This window comes from Nostoc sp. (assembly GCF_036917155.1).
Classification (GTDB): Bacteria; Cyanobacteriota; Cyanobacteriia; order Cyanobacteriales; family Nostocaceae; genus Nostoc.
Genome location: NZ_JBALDZ010000245.1, coordinates 1 through 21,694, shown reverse-complemented (window position 1 = coordinate 21,694; position 21,694 = coordinate 1). Strand labels below are relative to the sequence as shown.

The following is a 21,694-nucleotide window of genomic DNA, read 5'->3' as shown; positions in this document are numbered from 1 at the left end:
ATCAGATAATTTCTGTAGACAAAAAGTAATAAGAAAAAGTTTTAAAAAAATAGGTATTAATATGAATACAAATTTAGAAGATTTCTCATATCTATGGAATGGCCAAGAACCTGATTGGGCACTGTTAAAATTTTATGCCTCACCTTCAGAAAAAGAACCAAGATATGTAATTGTCAACACTAAAACTAAGCGAGCTTTGCTAACTCACGATGATACTCTGTATCAGCATCTAAAACAAACTATGCTTGAGAAAAAAGTTCGCATTGTATCAGATTTATGATTTTGATTATACTATGAATACAGTGAGCAATCGTACTCAGGTAGTAAAGATGATATTCCTGTAGAAACTTGGAGCCAAATATCTTGGCTTCCTCTATTATAATGATTTAGTTATTCGGTCTTTTAACTTTTACTTTCTTTTGTAGTTCACTTACCGGTTAATATCCACTACAAAAATCTGCATATAATTGTTAAACCATCTGATGACACTTGTTCTCCCTCAGTAGGTAGAGATAGCAATTTTTGCATACGGCTACACGGTATATAAATTCCAAATGCCCAACGACAAATTACAAATTACTAATAATCAATTTCTCTCCACCCATGCATGGCTGCTATGCCTTTTGTAACCCATTCGATCACAATTGGGGGAGCTTCTGATATCAAAATGCTAGGATAAACTGCTGCACCCCAGTCGGGATGCACTAGTACACGGCATTGATTTTTAATCACTGGATAGTTGAGCAAAGCTTTGACAACTGCTGTGTCATCGTGGGGGATTGCTCCGGGATGGGACAGTAAAGGATAGCCTGTACGAGGGTCGATTAGGTCTGTTAAATAGCCGCGATCGCGCAGGTTAAATGCCAAATCGCAGCCAAATCTCATAAACTTTTCTCGCAAGCGTTCTTTCTCTGTCTCTACTTCTGCTGTCTTTTCGACTAATTGATAACGCGATTGTTGTAAAACAATCACTACCCGTAAAAATGACTGTCGTTTCCAATCTGGTAGTATCCGTTCGCAGTTGGCACAGATATATTGACTGGGAGGATGAATTGAAATTTGAATCGCTTGTCCCGCTTCACCAACTAAATTAATGGGACAGGCTTGCTCCGAAGTGTAAACCTTGGGATAGTTCACTAAATTGATTTGGTCTATACAATTTTTTTAATTTAATCTCTGGTATTGATAATAACTCTTAAAAGTTCCAAAAAATCATCAATATTATCTAATATGTTGCTTTTTTGGAAGTAGTTACTAATAATTTAAGAATTTTAATCCGAATTTTAACCTTTATTAACCTGTTTTAATGAGATTTGCTGCGATCGCTATAGGTGCAGGTGTGGTAGACAAGCGATGCCTATGGCGGGCTACGCCTACACATCTGAAATATAGTCAATCAAAATTCCAACAAATAACCTCCATCTCAGAGAATTTGCAGTCAAAACCAAAATCATATAACTGTCAGCAAAACTTGATTAGACAGGTTTCTGGTTAAGCAAAGCGCTTTAGAGTTTTGCCCAAGGCAAGCAGAAAAAACAAGGGTATTCAGCTATGCAGCCTACTTTCCATAACACCCAATTAATTGAGTTTTAAAGAATTCACTGGAACTTCATCCCAAGAATCGACTGTCCGTAATCGCGCTACCCAACCAGCTGCCTTTTGCGTTTCGGTCAAATTATTCTCAAAAGAATCATGACAATCTTTAGCTTGAGATTCATTACAAGTGGCAATACAGGCATGAATCATCCCAGACGGATCAATTTGCTCATTTACCCAAATGGTCATAGAATATTACCTCAAAAACTTTAGCAAAAAAGCTATTTGTCATTTTAGAATACTATTAAAATTAAAACTTATAGAATACAATCGGCAACAAGTAGTAAACTAATCCCAATTACCAGCGACTAATTTACAATTAGCCAACTCCGCTTCATTTGGTAGGCAAATATGATTTATTTCCTCCTTCATAGCGGCGACGGTAGAGTAATTCTAACTGTCCACCATATTCCTGAATCCAGGCAATCTGGCGCTGATAGAGTCCTCGGAAGGTATTGGCAAATAAAAAGACATCTCCAGAAATTAAATATGCGTTATCCAGAGTCCTTGTAGAGACGTAGCACTGCTACGTCTCTACATTCATTTTCACCAGATGTCTAAAGGGTAAAAATTGCTACTACCAATCCTGATGCTGTGGATACTAAAGCTTCACTTATTCCAGATGTCACACCTGTTGTTTTACTACCTCCCACATCTCCGAGATTCAGAGAGGCAAAGGAGTTAATTAATCCCAAAACAGTGCCTAAAAGCCCCAAAAGAGGTGCAAAGTTCTGTCCAGGTAAACTCACTTATGCTTTTCTGATATTTTAATGCTCAAAAAGGTGCAGTACTCTACTGCACCTTTTTTAGCTTAGGAACGTGGATTAAATAAGATGCAAAACTTCATCCTGTCTCTAGCTTCCCTCTCCTTTATATCGGAGAGGGATTGAGGGTGAGGTAAACCAGGGACATAAATTCTATGTTATTTAATTCTTATTCCTTAGAGGATAGAGTTGTAACGAGTTTTGACAGATATGGATGTAAGCAATTTACTGATTTTGCCACTTTATCTTATGATACTCGCTGCGAATCTCCCCATAATAAAAATCAAAATTGAATTACCAAATGTCGGTTTGCGGAATAATCAAAAAGCAGAAGAGATCGCTAATCAAAGCAATAATGTTTTTTCACATCCATTGTAATTTCCCATGTACAGGACATACCAACGGGAAAAATAACTAAATCGCCTTTACCCATTTGCACTGGCTGTTCACCACCAAGAGTAACAACTACGTCTCCTTCCAAAAAGGTAGAAAGTTTCTTGAGAATCATAAGTCCAAGGAAATTTTGAAACTTATTTTTTCCAAGTTTCCCATTTAAATACACCCAATTAATTGAGATATTCTTGTCTAGGTTGATGCTCAATTTTAATTTCCATATAGTGTTTTCTCTAGTTATGTTCAACAGTAGGATTGAATATCTTCTCCACACTGATCTACGAGATAACACAAAGCGCGAAAACGCAAATAGACAAGTTCGTTATAAAGTGGATTGAGTTTGCACATTGGCGGAATGTGTCCTATTTTGCGACCAAAAAGCATGATATCACGCTCGAATGGACACTGAGCGGGGATTAGTTTAGCAATAAATTTGGCTAATTTCCGATTCTGAATCTGAATTTTATCTAGCCATTGACGTAATGGTTGCAGTAAATCTAATTTGGGTTGAGAAAACTGCTTTTTACTACCTATTTGATTCTTTTCTTCCAAAGGTTTAATAAAAGCAGGCAGAAAAATACGCTGACTCTGTGTTTTAAGCATAGTTTTAGGCAAGATTTTCCTTGTGTAGATGAACTATTTGCCGATTAGAAATATTACCATGTAATCTGTCTGGACAATTTACATTGTGCTTGTAGATTCAGAAGCAAAGTAAGCAGAATGCAAACAATTTACATGCATCTTTGGGAGGAGAAATTGTTTAACTAATTGTTATTTAAACCCACCAAATCATGAATAACTGTCCCGTTAAATACAAAATAACAAAGAAAATATAAAAATGGCATTTCTTTAACTTATGGATTTTTAATCTGTAAGATAGCTATCTTATATATTAGATATAAATGCCTGGTTAGGAAAATGTCTAGTATCTAGAGATGTAGTTTATGGCAGACAAATGCAGTTTGGTACTGACCCCATATATCTTTCGCTAGGATTAGCTCCTAATATCTCTCGATTTTAGGGTATTGAATATCCATAAATTTGTCTGATATACTACACAAGCTAACCTAGATATTATCTAACAAGTAGCAAGAAACTGTTTGATAAGTCCAAACTAATATTAGGACTTATGCAAGGGCAAGGGCATAGTATTCTTCCAAGTCGCCACTCTCCCCTGATGAAAAACTTATTTCTTAAAATATCTCAAGCCATAACGGTCTTGATATTTGTTGATATACTCTACATTCTGTTGCTCTAATTTTGACAGCAATGTAAGTGGAAATTCTTTTGCTGAATATATAGGATTATACCAACTTTGGTTATTAAAGTAATTTTGCAATTCAGGAGTATCAAAACGCCGACCATGACTGGCAAAAATCGAATTTCGCATTATATCTAGTTCCCAACCCTTTTTACCATTCAAATCTGCATCAGTTACAAGTCTTTGGGAAAGCCAGAAATAATTGTTGACAGCAGTGGTATCAACTGGCGATATTGATGTAGTTGAGGAAGGTATAGATTGAGTTGGAACAGATGGGGGAGTTGGTGTAAATTTGGGAGTTTCTATCACTGGGCTAGTGATAGTTGAGGGTGTTTCTGAAGGTAATACCGCTTTGTCTACTATGGGTTGAGAAGATTTTGGTAACACTTGACTAATAATTACAGATGCACCGATTAGCCCACCTGCAACTAAACTACCGATGAGAATACCATTTGGTTGATTACTTTGAGGGGTAGGCTGTGGCCTAATAGGTAAGGTTTGAGGTGGCGGTGCAGAGACTATAGTCGGTTGAGTCAAGAGGGGTTGCGTCGGTGGAATTGGATTTGCTATGCTCTGCAAAGTATCTAGCATTGCCCTGGCTGTGGGGTAGCGATCGCGTGGATGATAAGCGATCGCCCGATCAATCACTCCTGCTATAATTGGGCTAACATGACTCGCATACTGTCGCCACACAATTTCACCTGTTTGAGAATCGGTTTCTAGTTGTTGCGCCTGTTTACCAGTCAGCAAATAAATTACCGTCATTCCTAAACTGTATAAATCACTAGAAAAAACTGGTCTACCTGCGGCTTGTTCACTCGGCATATAGCCAGGTGTACCAATTACAATCGAACTAGTAGGATTGCCTTGAGAATTTACTACTGTTCCCATCGATTCCCGTATAGCGCCAAAATCAATCAGTACTGGTTTACCGTCCCGATGGCGCACAATGATATTATCCGGTTTAATATCGCGGTGAACGATATGCTTGGAGTGAACGTAATCCAGGACGGGTAATAAATTCATGAATAATTCCTGGACAGCACCTTCACTAAATAGCCCCTGCTTCTGGACTTTTCCAGTTAGGGTATCGCCTTCAATCCACTCCTGAACTAAGTAAAATTGTCCGCTTGAGGAGAAGTAGGCATACAATGCCGGAATTTGCTCATTTGCGCCACCAAGTTCTTCTAAAATCGCTGCTTCGCGTTGAAACCTCTCTTGCACCAACTGGTAAATTTGGGGATTGTTGTGAATCGGTCTTAGCTGTTTAACCACACAATGGCGCTTTGAAGGCATATAGGTATCTTCAGCTAGATAGGTTTCACCAAACCCACCAGCGCCCAATGTGCGGATAACTTGATAGCGATCGTTTAGTAGCTGTATTGTCATGGGAGATTAGTAAGCGATATTCATAAGATAATTTTCCCCAAAACTACCTTCATTTCAAATCTAGTAAACCTTCTTCTTTCAATTTAGGATTGAAGCGAATTTGCATTTGTAAACCACGTGCTTCTAGCAATTGCGTTGAAATTTCTGCTTCGACTCTCCGTGCCACATTTTTAAGAATTTTTATTTGTGCTAATTCATCATTAGCTGGATTTTGATATTTTGTCTGTTCTTCAGGTGTCATTACAGCTTTGACATCAATGGGATGAGTCCATTTTTCCTTTTGATCCCCATTTCCCCAAGGCACACCACCATTTTCTGCAATCCAAGCGTTTTCAGTATTTTCTAAAATTGTGCGATTAGGGCGTTCAATAGTTTGAATTTTTACCCAATGGCATTGCTGTGGCTGACGGACTAAATGCTGCTTAAGGCTGAGATAAACATCACGAGAGTATCCTACAAATTGCAATAATTTTTCTTGGTCAAAGATAGCGTATACACCGATTTTACCCTGAAATTGTTCGGGTAGTTGGCCAAGATCGTCAATATAAGGAATGTATTCCAGGGTTACTAAAGAAGAAAGATTCGTTTCAGGAGCCATACATCAAATATTAAACTTGCTATTTGCCTTCAGGATTGAGAATTGCTAATTAGGGAAGAATAATCTTGAAAATTAACCATTACCAAATTTTTGGTAAATTGCACAAAGGCGACTTGGTTTGAAAATCTTAGCACTAAACATGAAGTTTGGTGGCACGTTGATGATGGCATACTCATCAGATTCATGATACTTTTCAAATTCTGCTGGCATTCCTTTTGTAGTAGTTAAGCTGTAAGGAACTGGCTGGAAAAGTAATTCTGTAAATTTAAGTTGCTCACACTCCAACTGTTGGCAAATTTGGTTTAAAAAAGCAACACTTGTCAATAAATTGAATAGAGTTTCTTGAGCTTGTGCTTCAAGAGTGAAACTACCATCAAAGTTCTGGACGATTTTAAGGGGCATTTTCTATATTAATAGCTAGTTATTAACGACTGAATAATGGTATAGGATAGGCAACACGCTACAGATGGTCATCCAAAAGTGTTGGGCAACGAAGCCGACCTTTTTATGCAGATGAGCTTGTTGAAAAATCACCACTTTAAGATCAGCCTATTAGATTGTGGGACTTCTGTCAGCTACACGAGGAAGCTGGCATGGTTAAGAATCGTGAAGTTTAGAAGATTTTCAGGGATATAGCGTTTTCTCGGCAACTGAGGTACACCCAAAGCTTGTATATCATGGTTAGTAGCTTTGAAAATGTACCTCACGCTTGTCGGGAACCGCTATAGGTGATTTCTCCTTAAGAGGATGTTTGAAAAGTCATGATTGATGTATCAAATATTTTTTACGAAAAAGATAAGGTTCAAAGCCGTACTTCGTCCCGCTACGCGCTTTCGCCCGCAAGTGGCGCGATAGCTCCCTTGCTCCCTAGCTTCCTTGGTTGAAGCCCCACCCGCAAGTGGCGTGGTTTTTCTCCTCTGCTCCCCTGCTCCCCTGCTCCCCTGCTCCCCTGCTCCCCTGCTCCCCTGCTCCCCTGCTCCCCTGCTTTTTCACCCTACCCTAACCCTCCCCTTTATAAGGCTACGGTGTATACACAAGTTATCGAATCACAACCAGTCTGTCGAATTACCCCACCCTAACCCTCCCCGATATATTGGGGAGGGAAAGAGATTTCTGATTTCCCCCCAATATATCGGGGGGATTAAGGGGGGTAGTTTTGAGAGACAAGGGGAAAACAGACTTGTGTATACACGGTAGCCTTATAAAGGGGAGGGAACTAAATTTTCGGGAGCATCCTGTTTTGGCGGATCGCCCTGCGCTAAGGCGCACGCTACGCGAACAGACTAGAAGTCTGGGGCTATACAAACAAAACCCGCCTACGCGGGTTTCAGAGAGTCCGCGCAGGCGGACGAAAGTTTGTGTAGCCGCGATTTCCAATCGCCCGTGTTTCTTCCAAAAGTGGATGCTCCCAAATTTTCTGGTTTCCTCCGTTTACAAGGCAAGGCTGATTCATTCCACAAAAAGCTTTAAAATCAACGGTTCTAGCGATTAAAAATTGGTTATTTTGTTACCAGCGTGCCGACAAAATGAACTATTTTACTGATACTTAAGTGCTTAAATGTTCATCTCATAGAGATTGCATCGAAGTCTCGCTGCCCATTCTGGTGAAGCATTGAGTTTACTCTTAACCTCGACGACAAGAGTCAATTGACCATTACGATTGTCACTATTTCTCTAATTTCTCCTCTCTATGCTCATACCCGATTTTAGTATTATCAATTTCAACCCTATCGGTATTGGCTTTAGCATTATTACCTTAGGAGTAGTTTACTATTTTCTCAACCTAGAAGTAACTAGACGGCAACGGGTAGAAATAATCCTGCGGCAACAAACTGAGCGGGAGCGACTAGTAAGCCAGATTGCTCATCATATCCGTAAGTCTTTGGAATTAGAGGAGGTTCTTACTACCACTGTCTCAGAAGTACGCGAGTTTCTCCAAGCCGATAGGGTGTTAATTTATCGCCTCTGGGAAAATGGTACAGGTAGCGCCATGACTGAAACAGTTCTACCTGAATATACAAAAATTTTAGGAGAAACCTTTCCACCAGAAGTGTTTCCTAGAGAGTATCATCAAGCGTATTCGTTGGGAAAAACCCGTGCGATCGCAAATGTCGATCAAGCTGATGTCGAACCTTGTCTAGCAGAGTTTGTGAAACAGTTTGGTGTTAAAGCTAAGTTGGTAGTGCCAATTTTACAAGAGAATCGGCAAGGGGATAAACAACAAGATAGCAAAACACCAGCTTCTACCCCTTATCTTTGGGGTTTATTGATTGCTCATCAGTGCGATCGCACCCGCGTATGGGAATCTTGGGAAATTGAGTTAATGAAGCAACTTGCTACCCAGGTAGCGATCGCCATCCAACAATCAGAACTTTACAAACAGCTACAAACACTTAATGCTGAACTAGAACACCGCGTTCAGCTGCGGACTCAAGAGTTAGCTACAGCCAATGTCTCTCTTCGAGCCGAAATTGCTGAACGTCAGCGCACCCAAGCCGCGCTGCAAGCTTTGATTACCGCCTCTCCTCGGGCCATCTTCACACTTGATTTAGCAGGCAACGTAAAAATCTGGAATCCTGCTGCTGAAAGGATGTTTGGTTGGACAGAGACAGAGGTAATTGACCATCCTAACCCAATTTTTTTAGATGACCAATTAGAGGAATACAACACTCTCCAAGAAAGTATATTACAAGGAACAACTTATACCAGAGTGGAATTGCATCTTTCTAAAAAAGATGGCACTGCGATCGATATAGTTTTTTCCGCCGCTCCATTGCATGATAGTGACGATAGTATCAACGGTATGGTAGCGGTGATTGCTGATATTACACACCAAAAGAAGCAAGAAGAACAGGTACGTCTACTGCAATCTGTGGTTGTAAATACTAATGACGGTGTAGTTATTACTGAAGCGCAACCAATTGGCAAACCAGGGCCGCATATTATTTATGTTAATGAAGCATTCACCAGAATCACAGGTTACAGCCCGGAAGAAGTTTTAGGTAAAACGCCGCGTATTCTTCAAGGAGCGAAAACAAGTCGGGTTGAACTGGATAAAGTCTGGAATGCTCTATCTAATTGGGAATCAGTCACAGTTCAGGTAATTAACTACCGTAAAGATGGCTCGGAATTTTGGAATGAATTCAGCATTGTCCCCGTAGCCGATCAAACTGGCAGTTACACCCACTGGATAGCAGTACAACGTGACATTACCGGACGTAAAAGGCTAGATGAAATTCGGATGGCATTAGAACGAGAGAGAGAACTCAGCGTCCTGAAAACACGCTTTTTCTCAATGGCATCTCATGAGTTTCGTACTCCCCTGAGTACTGCCTTAGCAGCAGCCCAATTGCTAGAGAATTGTCAAGATGAATGGGATAACTCTTCTAAGCGACTGAGGAACTTACAGCGGATTCAACTTTCCGTCAAAAATATGGTTCAGATGTTAGACGATATTTTAACTATCAATCGAGCCGAAACCGGAAAACTAGAATTTAATCCCAAACTCATAAATTTAGAAGAATTCTGCGCTTATTTTGTCGAAGAAATGCGTCTAAGTACAGATGAGAGGCACACATTGAGTTTTGCTTGCAAAGGAAAAGCTGTTTCTGCTTGGGTGGATGAAAGGTTATTGCGTTCTATTCTGTCTAATTTGCTGCTGAATGCGATTAAATATTCTCCTCAAGGAAGGAATGTTAATCTGAGTCTGGAGTTTGAATCAGATATGGTGATTCTCCAAGTTCAAGATCAAGGTATTGGGATTCCCCTAGCAGATCAAAAGCACCTGTTTCAGCCGTTTCATCGTGGCAAAAATGTCAGAAGCATTCCCGGTACAGGATTAGGCTTGGTAGTCGTGAAAAAGTGTGTCGACTTACACCAAGGTCATATTAACATCGCCACAGAAGTAGGAATTGGTACGACTTGTGCGGTAACACTGCCATTAAAAAGGGAATAGGCAATAGGGAATAGGTAATAGGGAATAGATTTTTTTATAGATCAATACAGTTCAGAATGAGCAACAAAAAACTTGTAGAGACGGCGATTTATCGCGTCTCGAAAACCCAAAATTGTTGTCGGTAGCCCTTAACCCAAGCGTATTGCCTTATAGATATCAGAACCCCACCCTGCCAAAGCTACGCTTTGTCTCCCCTAACTAAGAGCTTGCAAGGAAGGATGTTAGAAACTTTTGCAAGAATCTAGGACTTACCCACTGTACAAAATTCCCCATTCCGCATTCCCCATTCCCTTCACACTAAGATAAAGAATATCCAGTTGCTTTCTTAACGTATTGCACAACTTTTTGATATGATTCAGGATTACTCACAGGGTTGATAATGATGGGGATAGTGCCATCTGGCAACCAAAAAGTTATCCTACCGTTCGGTTCATGACAAAAGGAACTGATACAGTTGAGATTAATTACATATTCATTTTTTTCGTAAATTATTCTCACCCAGTGGGCGTGATCTAATTCTAATCCTGTCACACATTCTAAATAATCAAAAATCTTTTGATAATCTTCCAAATTACTTTGCGGGTTAATCACTATGGGAATGGCACTATCGGGTAGCCAAAAAGTAACCCTGCCATTGAGCTCATAACAAAAAGCATGGACACGCTCAAAATTCACCACATATTCTTTCCTCTCGTAAAGGATTTTCACCCAGTACGCCACAACATCTCCTCAAGTCCGAAATTTACGAATGATGCACCCTGGATGTCCAAATCTACTGAAGCCCTAAGTTAATGTTGCAATTAATTTTTTTAGCGCAGCGTAAAGCCTTCGGCATGGCTTCGCTTAGAGCGAGTCTGCGTACCCTTACAGGGAAGCAAGCTACGCTTTTAGCGTCTCGTAGAGAGCGTCATTTTTAATTTTTAATTTTTATGACACCTCCAATGGTGTTGGTGTACCAGATGTAGAAAGAGAAAGAGCGATCGCTGTTTGAATGAATCCTTTAAATAAGGGATGAGGGGTACTGGGGCGTGATTGAAATTCTGGATGAAATTGACAAGCAAGAAAGAATGGGTGCTTGGGTAATTCCACAATTTCAACTAAGCGTCCATCAGGAGAAGTACCACTGATCACATAGCCGGACTTTAACAACAAATCGCGGTAATCATTGTTGAACTCATATCGATGTCGATGTCGTTCATAAATCACATCTTCTTGATAGAGCTTGAAAGCTAAAGTATCAGGGAGAACACGACAAGGATATAGTCCCAAGCGCATTGTACCCCCTAAATCCACTACTTCTTGCTGTCCTGGCAATAAATTAATTACCGGATCAGTTGTATAGGGGTCAAATTCAGCACTGTTGGCACCTGTTAATCCCCCTACGTGCCTTGCCCACTCAATTACAGAACATTGCATACCCAGGCATAAACCCAAAAAGGGGATTTGGCGATCGCGCGCGTATCTAATGGCGGCAATTTTTCCATCCACCCCCCGAACACCGAAACCTCCTGGTACAACTATGCCATCGACACCCTGAAGATAATTTTCAGCTGGTTCACCTTCCAAATCTTCTGAGTTTACCCAACGTAAGCGCAGTTTGCCATAAGTGGAGATTGCCGCATGGTTCAGCGCTTCCACTACCGATAGATAGGCATCACTTAACTGTACATATTTCCCAACAATGGCAATTTCTACCTCGTGCTTGGGACTATGTAAGCGTTGTACCAGGGTTTTCCACTGCGTCAAATCTGGTTTACGTTGTTCCATTTGCAGCAAGTTCAGCACTTGTTCTGCCATTCCTTCCCGTTCCAGATTTAGCGGTACTTCATAGATACTTTTGGCATCTTGGGAAGTGATGACGCATTCTTCGGGTACATCGCAAAATCCCGACAATTTTTGCTTTAATCCTTTGGGTAAGGGGCGATCGCTCCGACAAACTAAAATATCTGGTTGAATGCCAATGGATCTCAGTTCTTTAACTGAATGTTGTGTCGGCTTAGTTTTCATTTCACCCGCCGAGGCAATCCACGGCACCAGCGTTACGTGCATATACAGCACATTCTGCCGTCCCACTTCTTTACGAAACTGGCGAATTGCTTCCAAAAACGGCAGTGATTCAATATCTCCCACCGTTCCGCCGATTTCTGTAATTACTACAGAGGGATTTGTGCTTTTAGCAACTCGCAAAATCCGATCTTTAATTTCATTGGTAATATGAGGAATTACCTGGACAGTACCGCCATTGTAGTCTCCGCGCCGCTCTTTATTGATGACTGCCTGGTAAATTGAGCCAGTAGTCACACAGTTCAACCGCGACATAGAGGTATCGGTAAAGCGTTCGTAATGCCCCAAGTCTAAATCTGTCTCCGCACCATCCTGGGTAACGAATACTTCCCCATGTTGAAAAGGACTCATCGTACCAGGATCGATATTGATATAAGGGTCGAGTTTGAGAATCGATACTGAATATTCGCGCGACTTGAGCAAACGCCCTAGACTTGCTGCTACAATGCCCTTACCAATACTGGAAACTACGCCTCCAGTAACAAAGATAAACTTAGTCATAGTAGTTTGAATTTCTAACAACTTCTAAAAATACATCCCGTCATTGTGCCACAGTTATTGTGGTGTAATCTTCTGTGATTTGCTGTGAAAAACCTTCTAGGATTAGTAATATTAGGCTTTATTCTCTCCTCCTCAATAGCATTGGCACAGCCATCTCTTATAGTTATTTTTCCCCAGACAAACTACCAGACAAGTGCCCAAAAAATCTTCTTTCTGGGCACTGCACCACCAGATGGTCAGGTTTTGATCAATAGTAAGCCAATTACCCGCAGCAAAGCTGGTCATTTTTCCCCTAGTTTCCCCTTGCAGTTGGGGGAGAATCTTTTTACTGTGCGTTACCACAATCAAGAACTCAAGATTGAAGTGACAAGGCTTACCACTAGCCCTGAGCTACCACAGGGGTTAGCCTTTGCTAAAGATTCCCTGACTCCCGCAGTTGACATTGCCAGATTACCAGGAGAAGTAATTTGTTTTGGCGCGATCGCACCCCCTAACGCTAATGTCTCTGTAACCCTGGCTAATCAAACTATTACCCTTTCACCCCAACCCGAACAGGCACAACTACCAAGTAATTTGGCAGCTTTGACAGGGCAAAATCAGCCTCATGCCCAGTCTAGCGTAGGCAACTATCAAGGTTGCACCACAGTGGCCACAGCCGCCGATTTGGGAAAACCTCAATTTCAACTGACCCTTGATGGCAAGACGATAACTCAACCCGGATCTGGTAAGATTGAAATCCTCTCAAGATCACAGTTGCCAATTTCTGAGGTTACAGTAGAGTCAGGCGTTGCTCGTACTGGCCCTAGCACCGATTATTCTCGACTTACACCACTGCCCAAAGGCACACGCGCAACGGTTACAGGTAGGGAAGGTGAATGGTTGCGCCTAGACTATGGCGCTTGGATTAATAGTAAAGAAACCCGCATTTTACCTGGTGCAGTTCCGCCACAAACAATAATTCGCAGTGTCGGATACCGTCAACTCCCTAGTGCGACAGAGATAGTTTTCCCCTTGCAAGTTCCCGTACCCGTGAGCGTACAACAAAGTGAGCAAACTCTCGCTCTCACTCTCTATAAAACCACTGCCCAAACAGACATAATTCGCCTGGATGAGAACCCCCTAATTTATCGCCTAGACTGGCAACAGGAAGCTCCAGGACAAGTAAAATACACCTTTAACCTCAAAAAAGCTCAACAGTGGGGATATAAGCTGAGATACGACGGTACAACCCTGGTTTTGGCTTTGCGTCATCCGCCTAAAATCGGGAACACAAGACGCAAGCCTTTAGCTAATTTCAAGATTGTACTAGATCCAGGGCATGGAGGTAAAGAAACTGGTGCCAGTGGCCCAACTGGATATTTAGAAAAAGATGTGAATTTGGTGGTATCTAAGTTGCTGCGCGACGATTTGGTGAAGCGAGGAGCAACAGTAGTGATGACGCGAGAAGACGATCGCGAACTTTCCCTCGTAGAACGTCAGGCGATTATTAGTCGAGAAGAACCTGCGATCGCACTTTCCATACATCACAATTCTCTACCCGATGATGGCGATGCTGAAAAAATCAAGGGATTCGCCGCTTTTTGGTATCAACCCCAAGCCCACAACCTCGCCATATTTTTACACAACTATGTAGTCAAAAAACTCGGTAGACCTTCCTATGGTGTGTTTTGGGATAACCTGGCGCTAACACGTCCAACAGCTGCACCATCGGTGTTACTGGAATTGGGTTTTATGAGCAATCCCGATGAATTTGAGCAGGTGGTAAACCCAGAAGAACAGAAGAAGATAGCCGATGCGATCGCTCAGGGGATTACTGAGTGGCTTAGGAGTGTACAGTAAATTTGGGGGTACAACACTAGCTCCTCATTTCAACAGAGAAATAGCTGAGATATAGAGTCAACTAAAGAATCGCATTATACTACAAGTCTTCTTTGAGCCAATGCTGCCTAACTTCCTTGCTAGGTAGCACCTGGATTCATAGATTCGTATGAGTCAGTTTTGTCATTAAGGGCTTTATCGTCTATCTTTTATCGTAAAGAAAATTTAAAGGTGGGCATCGCCCACCTTTAATTGTTATCCAATTACCTCAGCAGTCTTCTTCTTATCCAACTTGAGAATCAATACGCCCAAGGGTGGCAAACACAAATCCAGTGAATAAGGACGACTATGCAAAGACCAATCATCTGTCCACTTACCACCTAAGTTGCCCATATTGCTGCCGCCATACGGACGCGCATCACTATTGAACAACTCAGTATAAAATCCCTTTTGCGGTACACCGATGCGGTAATGAGAATGGGGTTGCGGTGTAAAATTGCAAACGACGATCGCAAAATCATCAGAATCCTTGTCGCGACGGATAAAGGAAACTACACTATGGCGATTGTCGCTACAGTCAATCCACTCAAACCCCGCTTGGGCAAAATCCTGGGTGTACAAAACTGGTTCAGAACGGTAGAGATGGTTCAAATCCTGGAAAAACGTTTTTAACTGTTGGTGTGGTTCATGCTGCAATAAATGCCACTCCAAATCTGCCCAAGCATTCCACTCACTCCACTGCCCAAACTCCATACTCATAAACATGGTTTTCTTGCCTGGGTGAGCAAACATATAGCTAAATAAACAACGGATATTAGCTAACTTCTGCCATGTATCCCCCGGCATTTTACCGATAATATTGCTCTTACCATGCACCACTTCATCATGGGACAGAGCCAGCATAAAGTTCTCGCTGTGGTTGTACCACATACTAAAGGTGATGTTGTTTTGATGGAACTGACGGAACCAAGGATCCATGCTGAAGTAATCCAGCATATCGTGCATCCAGCCCATATTCCACTTCAAGTTAAAGCCCAGTCCGCCTGTGTAGGTCGGCCAAGATACCATTGGCCAAGAAGTAGATTCTTCAGCAATTGAGAGAATGCCGGGGAAATAGCTAAAGATAATGTGATTTACCTGACGCAGAAAATCTGCTGCTTCTAGGTTTTCTCTGCCGCCGTACTGGTTGAGCAGCCATTCTCCTGGTTTACGGCAATAATCGTTATAAAGCATCGAGGCCACAGCATCGACACGAATCCCGTCAATGTGGTATTTATCAAACCAGAAGAGGGCATTTGCTGCCAGAAAATTACTAACTTCATGGCGACCGTAGTTGAACACCAAAGTACCCCATTCTTTGTGTTCGCCTTTGCGGGGGTCAGCATGTTCGTATAGATGGCTGCCATCAAAGAAAGCTAAACCATGTCCATCTTTAGGGAAGTGACCAGGAACCCAATCTACAATTACCCCTATATTATTTTCGTGACATTTGTCAACAAAATACATGAAATCTTCGGGGTTGCCAAAACGGGAGGTAGGAGCATAGTAACCAGTTACTTGATAGCCCCAAGAACCATCAAAGGGATGCTCTGCAATGGGCAGCAATTCTAGATGGGTGTATCCTAATTCTTTGATGTATGGAATAATTCGGTCAGCGAGTTCTCGGTAGGTTAGGAAGCGTGCGCCTGGCTTCAGTTCCGACACGATGACTACAGGTTCAGTTTCACCATTGGGGAGTTTTGCTGGTTCCGCACTCGAAGCATGTAACCAAGAGCCTAAATGTACTTCGTAGACTGATACAGGTTGGGTAAGAGGGTCAGTGCGACGCCGCTTTTCCATCCAGTCTTCGTCACTCCAACTATAAGCATCTAAATCAGTGACAATGGATGCTGTTTTCGGGCGGGGTTCCTGCTGGAAACCGTAAGGATCGGATTTTTCGTAAATGTGTCCTTCAAAATTTTTGATTTCATATTTATAATGCTCTCCCACACCGATTTCAGGAATAAACAATTCCCAAACTCCGGTAGGGCCTTTACGCATCTGGTTTTTACGTCCATCCCAGAGATTAAAATCTCCCAGCAACGAGACATTACGAGCGTTAGGTGCCCAAACGGCAAAATAAACGCCTTTAACACCGTCTATTACCGTGGGATGCGCTCCCAGTTTTTCATATATCCGGTGATGGTTGCCTTCACTAAACAAATGCAGGTCAAAGTCTGTCAAGTTTGGAGAACGGAAAGCGTAAGGGTCATAAATAACACGCTCATGTTCCCCTTCTTTAATCCGTAACTGGTAGTTTGCCAGTTCTGCAGTTTCAATGGTGCATTCAAAAAAGTGGGGATGATGCACCGTTTGCATTGGGTATTCCTTCCGTTGTTCAGGAAGAACAACCCATGCTGCACTTGCATTTGGTAAGTAGGCCCGCACAGCCCAGACAGTTTTGCCGTCTTGTTCTATGGGATGAGAACCTAATATTTCAAAGGGATCGTTATGCTGATTCCAAACGATGCTGTTAACCTGTTCAGGGGCGATCGTGGTCATGGACATGAAGCTACCTAAGTGAAATAACGTGATTGACTAAATCTACTTTTTTAATATCTATATATATTCTTTACATTTATTTGCAATTTTGTCGCCACCGTTATCCTACATCAGAATGGGGACTGGGGATTGGGTATTGGGTATTGGGGACTGGGGATTGGGCAGACGATGACTAATGACTAGTCAAAAATTTAAAAATGGGAAAAACTGAAATAATGTTTTACGTAAGCGAAGTAAGTAAATCTGTTCTCGAATTTTGGGGTCTAGTTTTGGTGGCGGGACTTCTTGCAGCTGGGCTTGCAATTGGATGTATTCGGCAGCTGTTAGGAATCTTCCATCAATAGGCGATCGCGCTTCTATGATAATCTGTGTCCGTAATATTTCTTCTGGTGTATCCTCTGGTGGCGGTAATGCGATTACAGATGATCCCCAATAGCTACTCAATACAAGCAAAGTTGTACTAATCACAATTAAACTCAGTAATTTTATTGCCTTTCCCGCTTTGACTCTCCCCATATTCTAAACTGCGTTCACAACGCAGGATGAAAATCTATTTTTCCCATGCCCCATACCTAAATTTTTGCAATAAAAATCTGGCAATATCAAGTGACATTACCAGGTCTTTCCTAGACTACAGGGAATGCTCAAGAGCAATTGCCAGCTAGCGATCGCAATAAATTGTTTTGCCCTCTCAAAACTCAGTAGTCTCAGCAATTCAAAATACCAAAAGAGGGAAGTATCTTGCGTACAAAATGGCTGAGATTCACATAACTCAACTCACTTGGATTAGAAACAAAGTTTTATCAGGCGGGAATTTCAGGCGGACACTTGGTTGAGGAAGGAACCCTCTTTACCAGTGTCCTCTACTTCTTACCCTACTTAGCTGATATTTGAGCAAACTATAGGCTTCGATACACCAACACAAGATATGCAGGTTTTTACGTGAACCTAATTAATTTAAGCTGTGTAGTCAGAAACGCTGTCACTAAGTAGTTCTGGGCGTGATTTAAACTAAAGTTTAAGATGCCTTATTTAGGAGTCGCAGCGGGAGTCGCAGCAGGAGTCGCTGCGGGAGTTGCTGCGGGAGTCGTTGCGGGCGCTGCGGGAGTCGTGGCAGGAGTAGACCCAGTAGCAGGTGCATCAGTGGGTTCACCGGCTGGAGTACTAGTACCAGCAGGTGAACCACCACCACCTTCACAGGCTCCGAGAATTGCAGCCAGACTTAACATTAGAGCAAAACCAAAGATTTTTGTTTTCATAACTCCTCTTTCACCAATTGTGGCTAGAACAATTTTTCGCCTGTTGAATACGATACCGTATTTATTGCTTTTTTTTTATTCTGCGAGATTACATACTTAAAAAAACAATCCTTTGGGGTATTCTTTTTGGAATTACGTATCCTGATTAGTTTCTCTTAACTCAGGAGCAAAACGAAAATTACCAAATTCTTTAGCAAACCGAGCTATGATAGCAAAAAATTTTATTTTTTTCACAAAGTATTGCACCTTGCTACCAGACGTTGCCATACTTTAGGTGCGATACCTAAAGGTTAAGCTGTCTAGTTTCTAATCGCTGATTGCAAACATTGCATATCTAGGGGATGCAAGCACTGGTAGAGCTACCTATCAGAAAAGTTAAAAGGGTGTAGTCTGTTATGTGTGCTTGTTGTACAGAAGGTGATTTTAACCTCAGCAAAACAGACAATCAAGACAATCAATCTAAAGTACAGTATTTCCCATCTAAAAAAATTTATGGTAGTTGCTCGTAAATCTACTGTTTCTACAAAGGCTAACTGGTTCTGGCGAGATTCTATCCTTTCTTTAGGGAGGCGACGCTCTGCGCGTATGGAGTCAGCATCACGGAATGCCTCTACACCAGTATCCTCTCAAAAACAACAACGTTCATCAAAAAATTTCGCGGTTTCTCCCACAAATGAACCAGTTATAGCCAAATCAGTGAAAGATTTGGGTAGACAACAAGCGCCAAATCTCAATGAGCAGTTGAGTACAAACCAGAAGAGTAGGGGAGTAGGTTTTCTTGGTCTTCCCACAATGGCTAATTCTGGAGCGACACCTTTGTGGTTGCTACGCTTGTACACTTTTCATCGTTATTCGTCAGTCTTAGCGTTTTTGTTAGTAGCATCCACACTTGCTGTGTATGGCTGGACGGTCTATTCCCAAGAGCTTTGGGGTCAGTCATATCGCAGACTACAAAACCTCCAACGTCACGATCGGCTGTTAATGACAACCACCGCAACGCTAAAAAATAAAATGGCTAATGAAGCAGAACAACCAACAGCAGGGTTGGTATCGCCAACTCCTGAAGGGATGATTTTCTTGCCTTCACCATCTCAGAGTCCTAAGCCAACATCGTCTAATACAACGCCAAATTCTGAAACGCAACCGCAAACACTCTCGCCACTGGGATACTAATCGTAATTCGTCAGAACCCAATGCAGAAGTCACCAAGCAGAACAAAATTCAGAAAGTTTCGGAATCCAGAATTTACAAGGCGACAAAAGGGCTATAAACTAGGGTTTTTCGGAAAATTAGCCTCTAATATCCAAGACCAAACATCCAGTATTAAGTCCCGACTGTTCATCGTCTGGGGCGTATTAATGGCATCAGGGTTGGGGTTGGCTATCAACTTGTATAACCTACAGATTGTCAAGGGGCCAAAGTTAACTGAGCAAGCACGCAACCAGCAAATGGTGAGTTTGCGACCTTTTATGCCCCGTCGCCCGGTAGTAGATCGCAATAGTAATCTGTTGGCGATTGACCGTCCTGTATATACTTTGTACGCTCATCCTAAGCTGTTTGATAAGTCTAATGAAGATATGGCAGAGCGACTTGCCCCCATTTTGGCAAAAGATTCTGCTGAGTTAGTGAAAACTTTTCAAAGCAAAAGAAGCGGAATTATACTTGCGCCAGCCTTACCAGAAGAAATTATTGATCGCGTCATTTCTTTGCGCTTAAATGGCCTGGAGTGGATTCAAAAATACTCCCGATATTATCCGCCAGACGATTTGGTTTCTGACGTGGTGGGCTACGTGAATGTTGACCGCCGTGGTCAAGCAGGTGTGGAATATTCTCAAGAGAAGTTATTAGAACGTCCTGTGCAAACGGTGCGGCTCAGTCGGTCGGGAAATGGGGTCCTGATGCCGGATCATGCGCCTGAAGGTTTTTTGCATTTTGATGATTTGCGACTGCAACTTACTATTGATAGCCGTCTACAACGAATTGCTCGGATTGCGCTCAAACAACAGATGGAGAAGTTTGACGCTAAACGTGGGGCGGTAATTGTCATGGATGCCTTGGATGGTTCCTTACTTGCCCTCGTTTCTCAGCCTACTTATAACCCTAATGAATACGGTAAAGCTGATATCTCGTTATTTAAAAACTGGACGGTGGCGGATCTTTATGAACCAGGATCGACTTTTAAGCCTTTGAATGTAGCGATCGCTCTGGAAAATGGCGTCATCAAACCAGATGATATGTTTAATGACTCCGGTTCTATTCGAGTAGCTAATTACACCATCAAAAATGCGATGAATAATGGTAATGGGCGAATCAGCATCGCTCAGATTTTGCAATATTCCAGCAACATTGGGATGGTGCAAATTATCCAACGCTTAAAACCTTCAATTTACTACAACTGGCTAGAACGCTTGGGTCTAGGACAAAAAGTTGATACAGATTTACCTTTTGAAGTCGGTGGACAGCTTAAAAGTCAAGAAGAATTTATCGCTTCGCCAATTGAACCAGCTACTACTTCCTTTGGGCAAGGCTTTTCCATGACACCATTACAGCTAGTGCAAATGCACGGTGCTTTAGCTAATGGCGGTAAGTTGGTTACACCCCATGTAGTTCGCGGGCTGATTGATAGCAAAGGGCAGATGCATGATTCACCCACTCACACCATCCCCCGCCAAATTTTCTCAGCCGCAACAGCCCAAAAGGTTTTGGAAATGATGGAAACTGTTGTTACTCAAGGCAGCGGTAAGGCAGCACAAATTCCGGGATATCGCATTGCTGGTAAAACTGGTACAGCCCAAAAAGCGAGTGCGAATGGCGGATACATTAAGGGTGCGAGAATGACTAGTTTCGTGGCTATTTTGCCCGTGGAATCTCCTCGCTATGTAGTATTTGCATTGGTAGATGAGCCAAAAGGAGAAAGTGCTTATGGTTCTACTGTCGCCGCCCCAATTGTGAAGTCGGTAATCGAAGCCCTGATTCCTCTTGAGGAGATTCCGCCTAGTAAGGCGATTGAGCAACGGACGCAAGTGCCGTAGGGAGTGGGGAGGAGGTGGCTGATTAATGGAGTTCAAAGGCTGATAAATTTCTGATGGCACTGAATTTTGACTTGTTGTACTAGTAGCCACTGACATCAACCAATCGATATCCTTCACCAACCAGTTTGTCAAAAGTTGCTTGATACTGAGATGAGGTCAATCCATGTCGCGCCTCCCAAACTGGGCCGTCTGACTTCTCCCAAATGGCGGCGTATCGGTCTTTTCCGTTCACACTGTAACCACTAACGTGAACTAATCGATATCCTTCACCAACTAGTTTGTCAAAAGTCGCTTGATACTGAGATGAGGTCAATCCATGTCGCGCCTCCCAAGCTGGTCCACCAGACTTTACCCAAATAGCCGCGTATCGGTCTTGTCCATTCACACCATAACCACTAACATCAACCAACCGATATCCTTCACCAACCAGTTTGTCAAAAGTCGCTTGATACTGAGATGAGGTCAATCCATGTCGCGCCTCCCAAGCTGGTCCACCAGACTTTACCCAAATAGCCGCGTATCG

At 42.2% G+C, this 21,694-nt stretch carries 17 protein-coding genes and 3 pseudogenes; 6 read left to right on the top strand and 14 right to left on the bottom strand.

Features of this window, described 5'->3' with window-relative positions:
• The first annotated feature begins 61 nt into the window (after positions 1-61).
• The gene (locus V7K67_RS33160) at positions 62-280 is read left to right on the top strand and encodes a hypothetical protein (protein ID WP_334730754.1); all 219 of its coding nucleotides are present in this window, start codon (positions 62-64) and stop codon (positions 278-280) included.
• A gap of 299 nt (positions 281-579) precedes the next feature.
• On the opposite strand, the gene V7K67_RS33155 is transcribed toward V7K67_RS33160, so the two are convergent.
• From V7K67_RS33155 to V7K67_RS33120, 8 genes and pseudogenes are all read right to left on the bottom strand, one after another.
• Positions 580-1,137 (bottom strand): methylmalonic aciduria and homocystinuria type D protein, encoded by a 558-nt coding sequence (locus V7K67_RS33155; RefSeq protein ID WP_334730753.1) that lies wholly within the window; start codon positions 1,135-1,137, stop codon positions 580-582.
• Positions 1,138-1,578: 441 nt separating this feature from the next.
• Entirely contained in the window at positions 1,579-1,785 is a 207-nt protein-coding gene (locus V7K67_RS33150) for a glycogen debranching protein (RefSeq protein ID WP_292716925.1), read from the bottom strand.
• 145 nt (positions 1,786-1,930) lie between these two features.
• Positions 1,931-2,321, bottom strand: a pseudogene (locus V7K67_RS33145) (MotA/TolQ/ExbB proton channel family protein); the annotation flags it as partial.
• A 379-nt stretch (positions 2,322-2,700) separates the two neighbouring features.
• A pseudogene (locus V7K67_RS33140) lies at positions 2,701-2,926 on the bottom strand (cupin domain-containing protein).
• Between the two features lie 70 nt (positions 2,927-2,996).
• Positions 2,997-3,356, bottom strand: a complete 360-nt coding sequence (locus tag V7K67_RS33135; protein WP_334712050.1) for a Mo-dependent nitrogenase C-terminal domain-containing protein — start codon at positions 3,354-3,356, stop codon at positions 2,997-2,999.
• 583 nt (positions 3,357-3,939) lie between these two features.
• Positions 3,940-5,403 carry a protein kinase domain-containing protein gene (locus V7K67_RS33130; RefSeq protein ID WP_335170202.1) on the bottom strand — a complete coding sequence of 488 codons (1,464 nt, stop codon included), beginning with the start codon at positions 5,401-5,403 and terminating at the stop codon, positions 3,940-3,942.
• A gap of 49 nt (positions 5,404-5,452) precedes the next feature.
• Positions 5,453-6,001 (bottom strand): GIY-YIG nuclease family protein, encoded by a 549-nt coding sequence (locus tag V7K67_RS33125; protein WP_334730751.1) that lies wholly within the window; start codon positions 5,999-6,001, stop codon positions 5,453-5,455.
• A 72-nt stretch (positions 6,002-6,073) separates the two neighbouring features.
• Positions 6,074-6,403: a hypothetical protein gene (locus V7K67_RS33120; RefSeq protein ID WP_335170200.1), complete on the bottom strand. Its 330-nt coding sequence runs from the start codon at positions 6,401-6,403 to the stop codon at positions 6,074-6,076.
• A 1,288-nt stretch (positions 6,404-7,691) separates the two neighbouring features.
• On the opposite strand from V7K67_RS33120, the gene V7K67_RS33115 reads away from it, so the two are divergent.
• Complete coding sequence (locus V7K67_RS33115) at positions 7,692-9,956, top strand: sensor histidine kinase (protein WP_334730750.1); 2,265 nt, start codon at positions 7,692-7,694, stop codon at positions 9,954-9,956.
• A 297-nt stretch (positions 9,957-10,253) separates the two neighbouring features.
• Here V7K67_RS33115 and V7K67_RS33110 read toward each other — a convergent pair whose 3' ends face one another.
• Both V7K67_RS33110 and V7K67_RS33105 read right to left on the bottom strand, forming a co-directional pair.
• A complete protein-coding gene (locus V7K67_RS33110; protein ID WP_334707423.1) occupies positions 10,254-10,676 on the bottom strand; it encodes a hypothetical protein in 423 nt (140 codons plus the stop codon).
• Positions 10,677-10,883: 207 nt separating this feature from the next.
• Positions 10,884-12,521, bottom strand: coding sequence for a CTP synthase (locus V7K67_RS33105; RefSeq protein WP_334730749.1), 1,638 nt, complete (start codon positions 12,519-12,521; stop codon positions 10,884-10,886).
• An 84-nt stretch (positions 12,522-12,605) separates the two neighbouring features.
• On the opposite strand from V7K67_RS33105, the gene V7K67_RS33100 reads away from it, so the two are divergent.
• Positions 12,606-14,360, top strand: a complete 1,755-nt coding sequence (locus V7K67_RS33100; protein ID WP_335170197.1) for an N-acetylmuramoyl-L-alanine amidase — start codon at positions 12,606-12,608, stop codon at positions 14,358-14,360.
• 234 nt (positions 14,361-14,594) lie between these two features.
• Here V7K67_RS33100 and glgB read toward each other — a convergent pair whose 3' ends face one another.
• Entirely contained in the window at positions 14,595-16,886 is a 2,292-nt protein-coding gene (gene glgB / locus V7K67_RS33095; protein WP_334730747.1) for a 1,4-alpha-glucan branching enzyme, read from the bottom strand.
• 26 nt (positions 16,887-16,912) lie between these two features.
• Here glgB and V7K67_RS33090 point away from each other — a divergent pair, with 26 nt between their 5' ends.
• Positions 16,913-17,056 carry a hypothetical protein gene (locus V7K67_RS33090; protein WP_334730746.1) on the top strand — a complete coding sequence of 48 codons (144 nt, stop codon included), beginning with the start codon at positions 16,913-16,915 and terminating at the stop codon, positions 17,054-17,056.
• A 7-nt stretch (positions 17,057-17,063) separates the two neighbouring features.
• Here the strand turns inward: V7K67_RS33090 and V7K67_RS33085 are convergent, their stop codons facing one another.
• Both V7K67_RS33085 and V7K67_RS33080 read right to left on the bottom strand, forming a co-directional pair.
• Positions 17,064-17,396, bottom strand: coding sequence for a hypothetical protein (locus V7K67_RS33085; RefSeq protein ID WP_334707418.1), 333 nt, complete (start codon positions 17,394-17,396; stop codon positions 17,064-17,066).
• Between the two features lie 512 nt (positions 17,397-17,908).
• Positions 17,909-18,139 carry a hypothetical protein gene (locus V7K67_RS33080; RefSeq protein WP_334730745.1) on the bottom strand — a complete coding sequence of 77 codons (231 nt, stop codon included), beginning with the start codon at positions 18,137-18,139 and terminating at the stop codon, positions 17,909-17,911.
• Between the two features lie 492 nt (positions 18,140-18,631).
• Here V7K67_RS33080 and V7K67_RS33075 point away from each other — a divergent pair, with 492 nt between their 5' ends.
• Both V7K67_RS33075 and V7K67_RS33070 read left to right on the top strand, forming a co-directional pair.
• On the top strand, positions 18,632-19,312 hold the full coding sequence (locus V7K67_RS33075; RefSeq protein WP_334707416.1) for a hypothetical protein: 681 nt from the start codon (positions 18,632-18,634) through the stop codon (positions 19,310-19,312).
• Between the two features lie 20 nt (positions 19,313-19,332).
• The gene (locus tag V7K67_RS33070) at positions 19,333-21,171 is read left to right on the top strand and encodes a peptidoglycan D,D-transpeptidase FtsI family protein (protein ID WP_334707415.1); all 1,839 of its coding nucleotides are present in this window, start codon (positions 19,333-19,335) and stop codon (positions 21,169-21,171) included.
• 79 nt (positions 21,172-21,250) lie between these two features.
• Here V7K67_RS33070 and V7K67_RS33065 read toward each other — a convergent pair.
• A pseudogene (locus tag V7K67_RS33065) lies at positions 21,251-21,694 on the bottom strand (hypothetical protein); the annotation flags it as partial.

Excerpts from the sequence above, each read along its gene's own strand:
- V7K67_RS33135 (WP_334712050.1), bottom strand. The coding sequence starts at position 3,356 with ATGCTTAAAACACAGAGTCAGCGTATTTTTCTGCCTGCTTTTATTAAA.
- V7K67_RS33115 (WP_334730750.1), top strand. The coding sequence starts at position 7,692 with ATGCTCATACCCGATTTTAGTATTATCAATTTCAACCCTATCGGTATT.
- V7K67_RS33125 (WP_334730751.1), bottom strand. The coding sequence starts at position 6,001 with ATGGCTCCTGAAACGAATCTTTCTTCTTTAGTAACCCTGGAATACATT.
- V7K67_RS33160 (WP_334730754.1), top strand. The coding sequence starts at position 62 with ATGAATACAAATTTAGAAGATTTCTCATATCTATGGAATGGCCAAGAA.
- V7K67_RS33105 (WP_334730749.1), bottom strand. The coding sequence starts at position 12,521 with ATGACTAAGTTTATCTTTGTTACTGGAGGCGTAGTTTCCAGTATTGGT.
- V7K67_RS33130 (WP_335170202.1), bottom strand. The coding sequence starts at position 5,403 with ATGACAATACAGCTACTAAACGATCGCTATCAAGTTATCCGCACATTG.
- V7K67_RS33150 (WP_292716925.1), bottom strand. The coding sequence starts at position 1,785 with ATGACCATTTGGGTAAATGAGCAAATTGATCCGTCTGGGATGATTCAT.
- V7K67_RS33080 (WP_334730745.1), bottom strand. The coding sequence starts at position 18,139 with ATGAAAACAAAAATCTTTGGTTTTGCTCTAATGTTAAGTCTGGCTGCA.
- V7K67_RS33070 (WP_334707415.1), top strand. The coding sequence starts at position 19,333 with ATGCAGAAGTCACCAAGCAGAACAAAATTCAGAAAGTTTCGGAATCCA.
- V7K67_RS33120 (WP_335170200.1), bottom strand. The coding sequence starts at position 6,403 with ATGCCCCTTAAAATCGTCCAGAACTTTGATGGTAGTTTCACTCTTGAA.
- V7K67_RS33085 (WP_334707418.1), bottom strand. The coding sequence starts at position 17,396 with ATGGGGAGAGTCAAAGCGGGAAAGGCAATAAAATTACTGAGTTTAATT.
- V7K67_RS33075 (WP_334707416.1), top strand. The coding sequence starts at position 18,632 with ATGGTAGTTGCTCGTAAATCTACTGTTTCTACAAAGGCTAACTGGTTC.
- glgB (WP_334730747.1), bottom strand. The coding sequence starts at position 16,886 with ATGTCCATGACCACGATCGCCCCTGAACAGGTTAACAGCATCGTTTGG.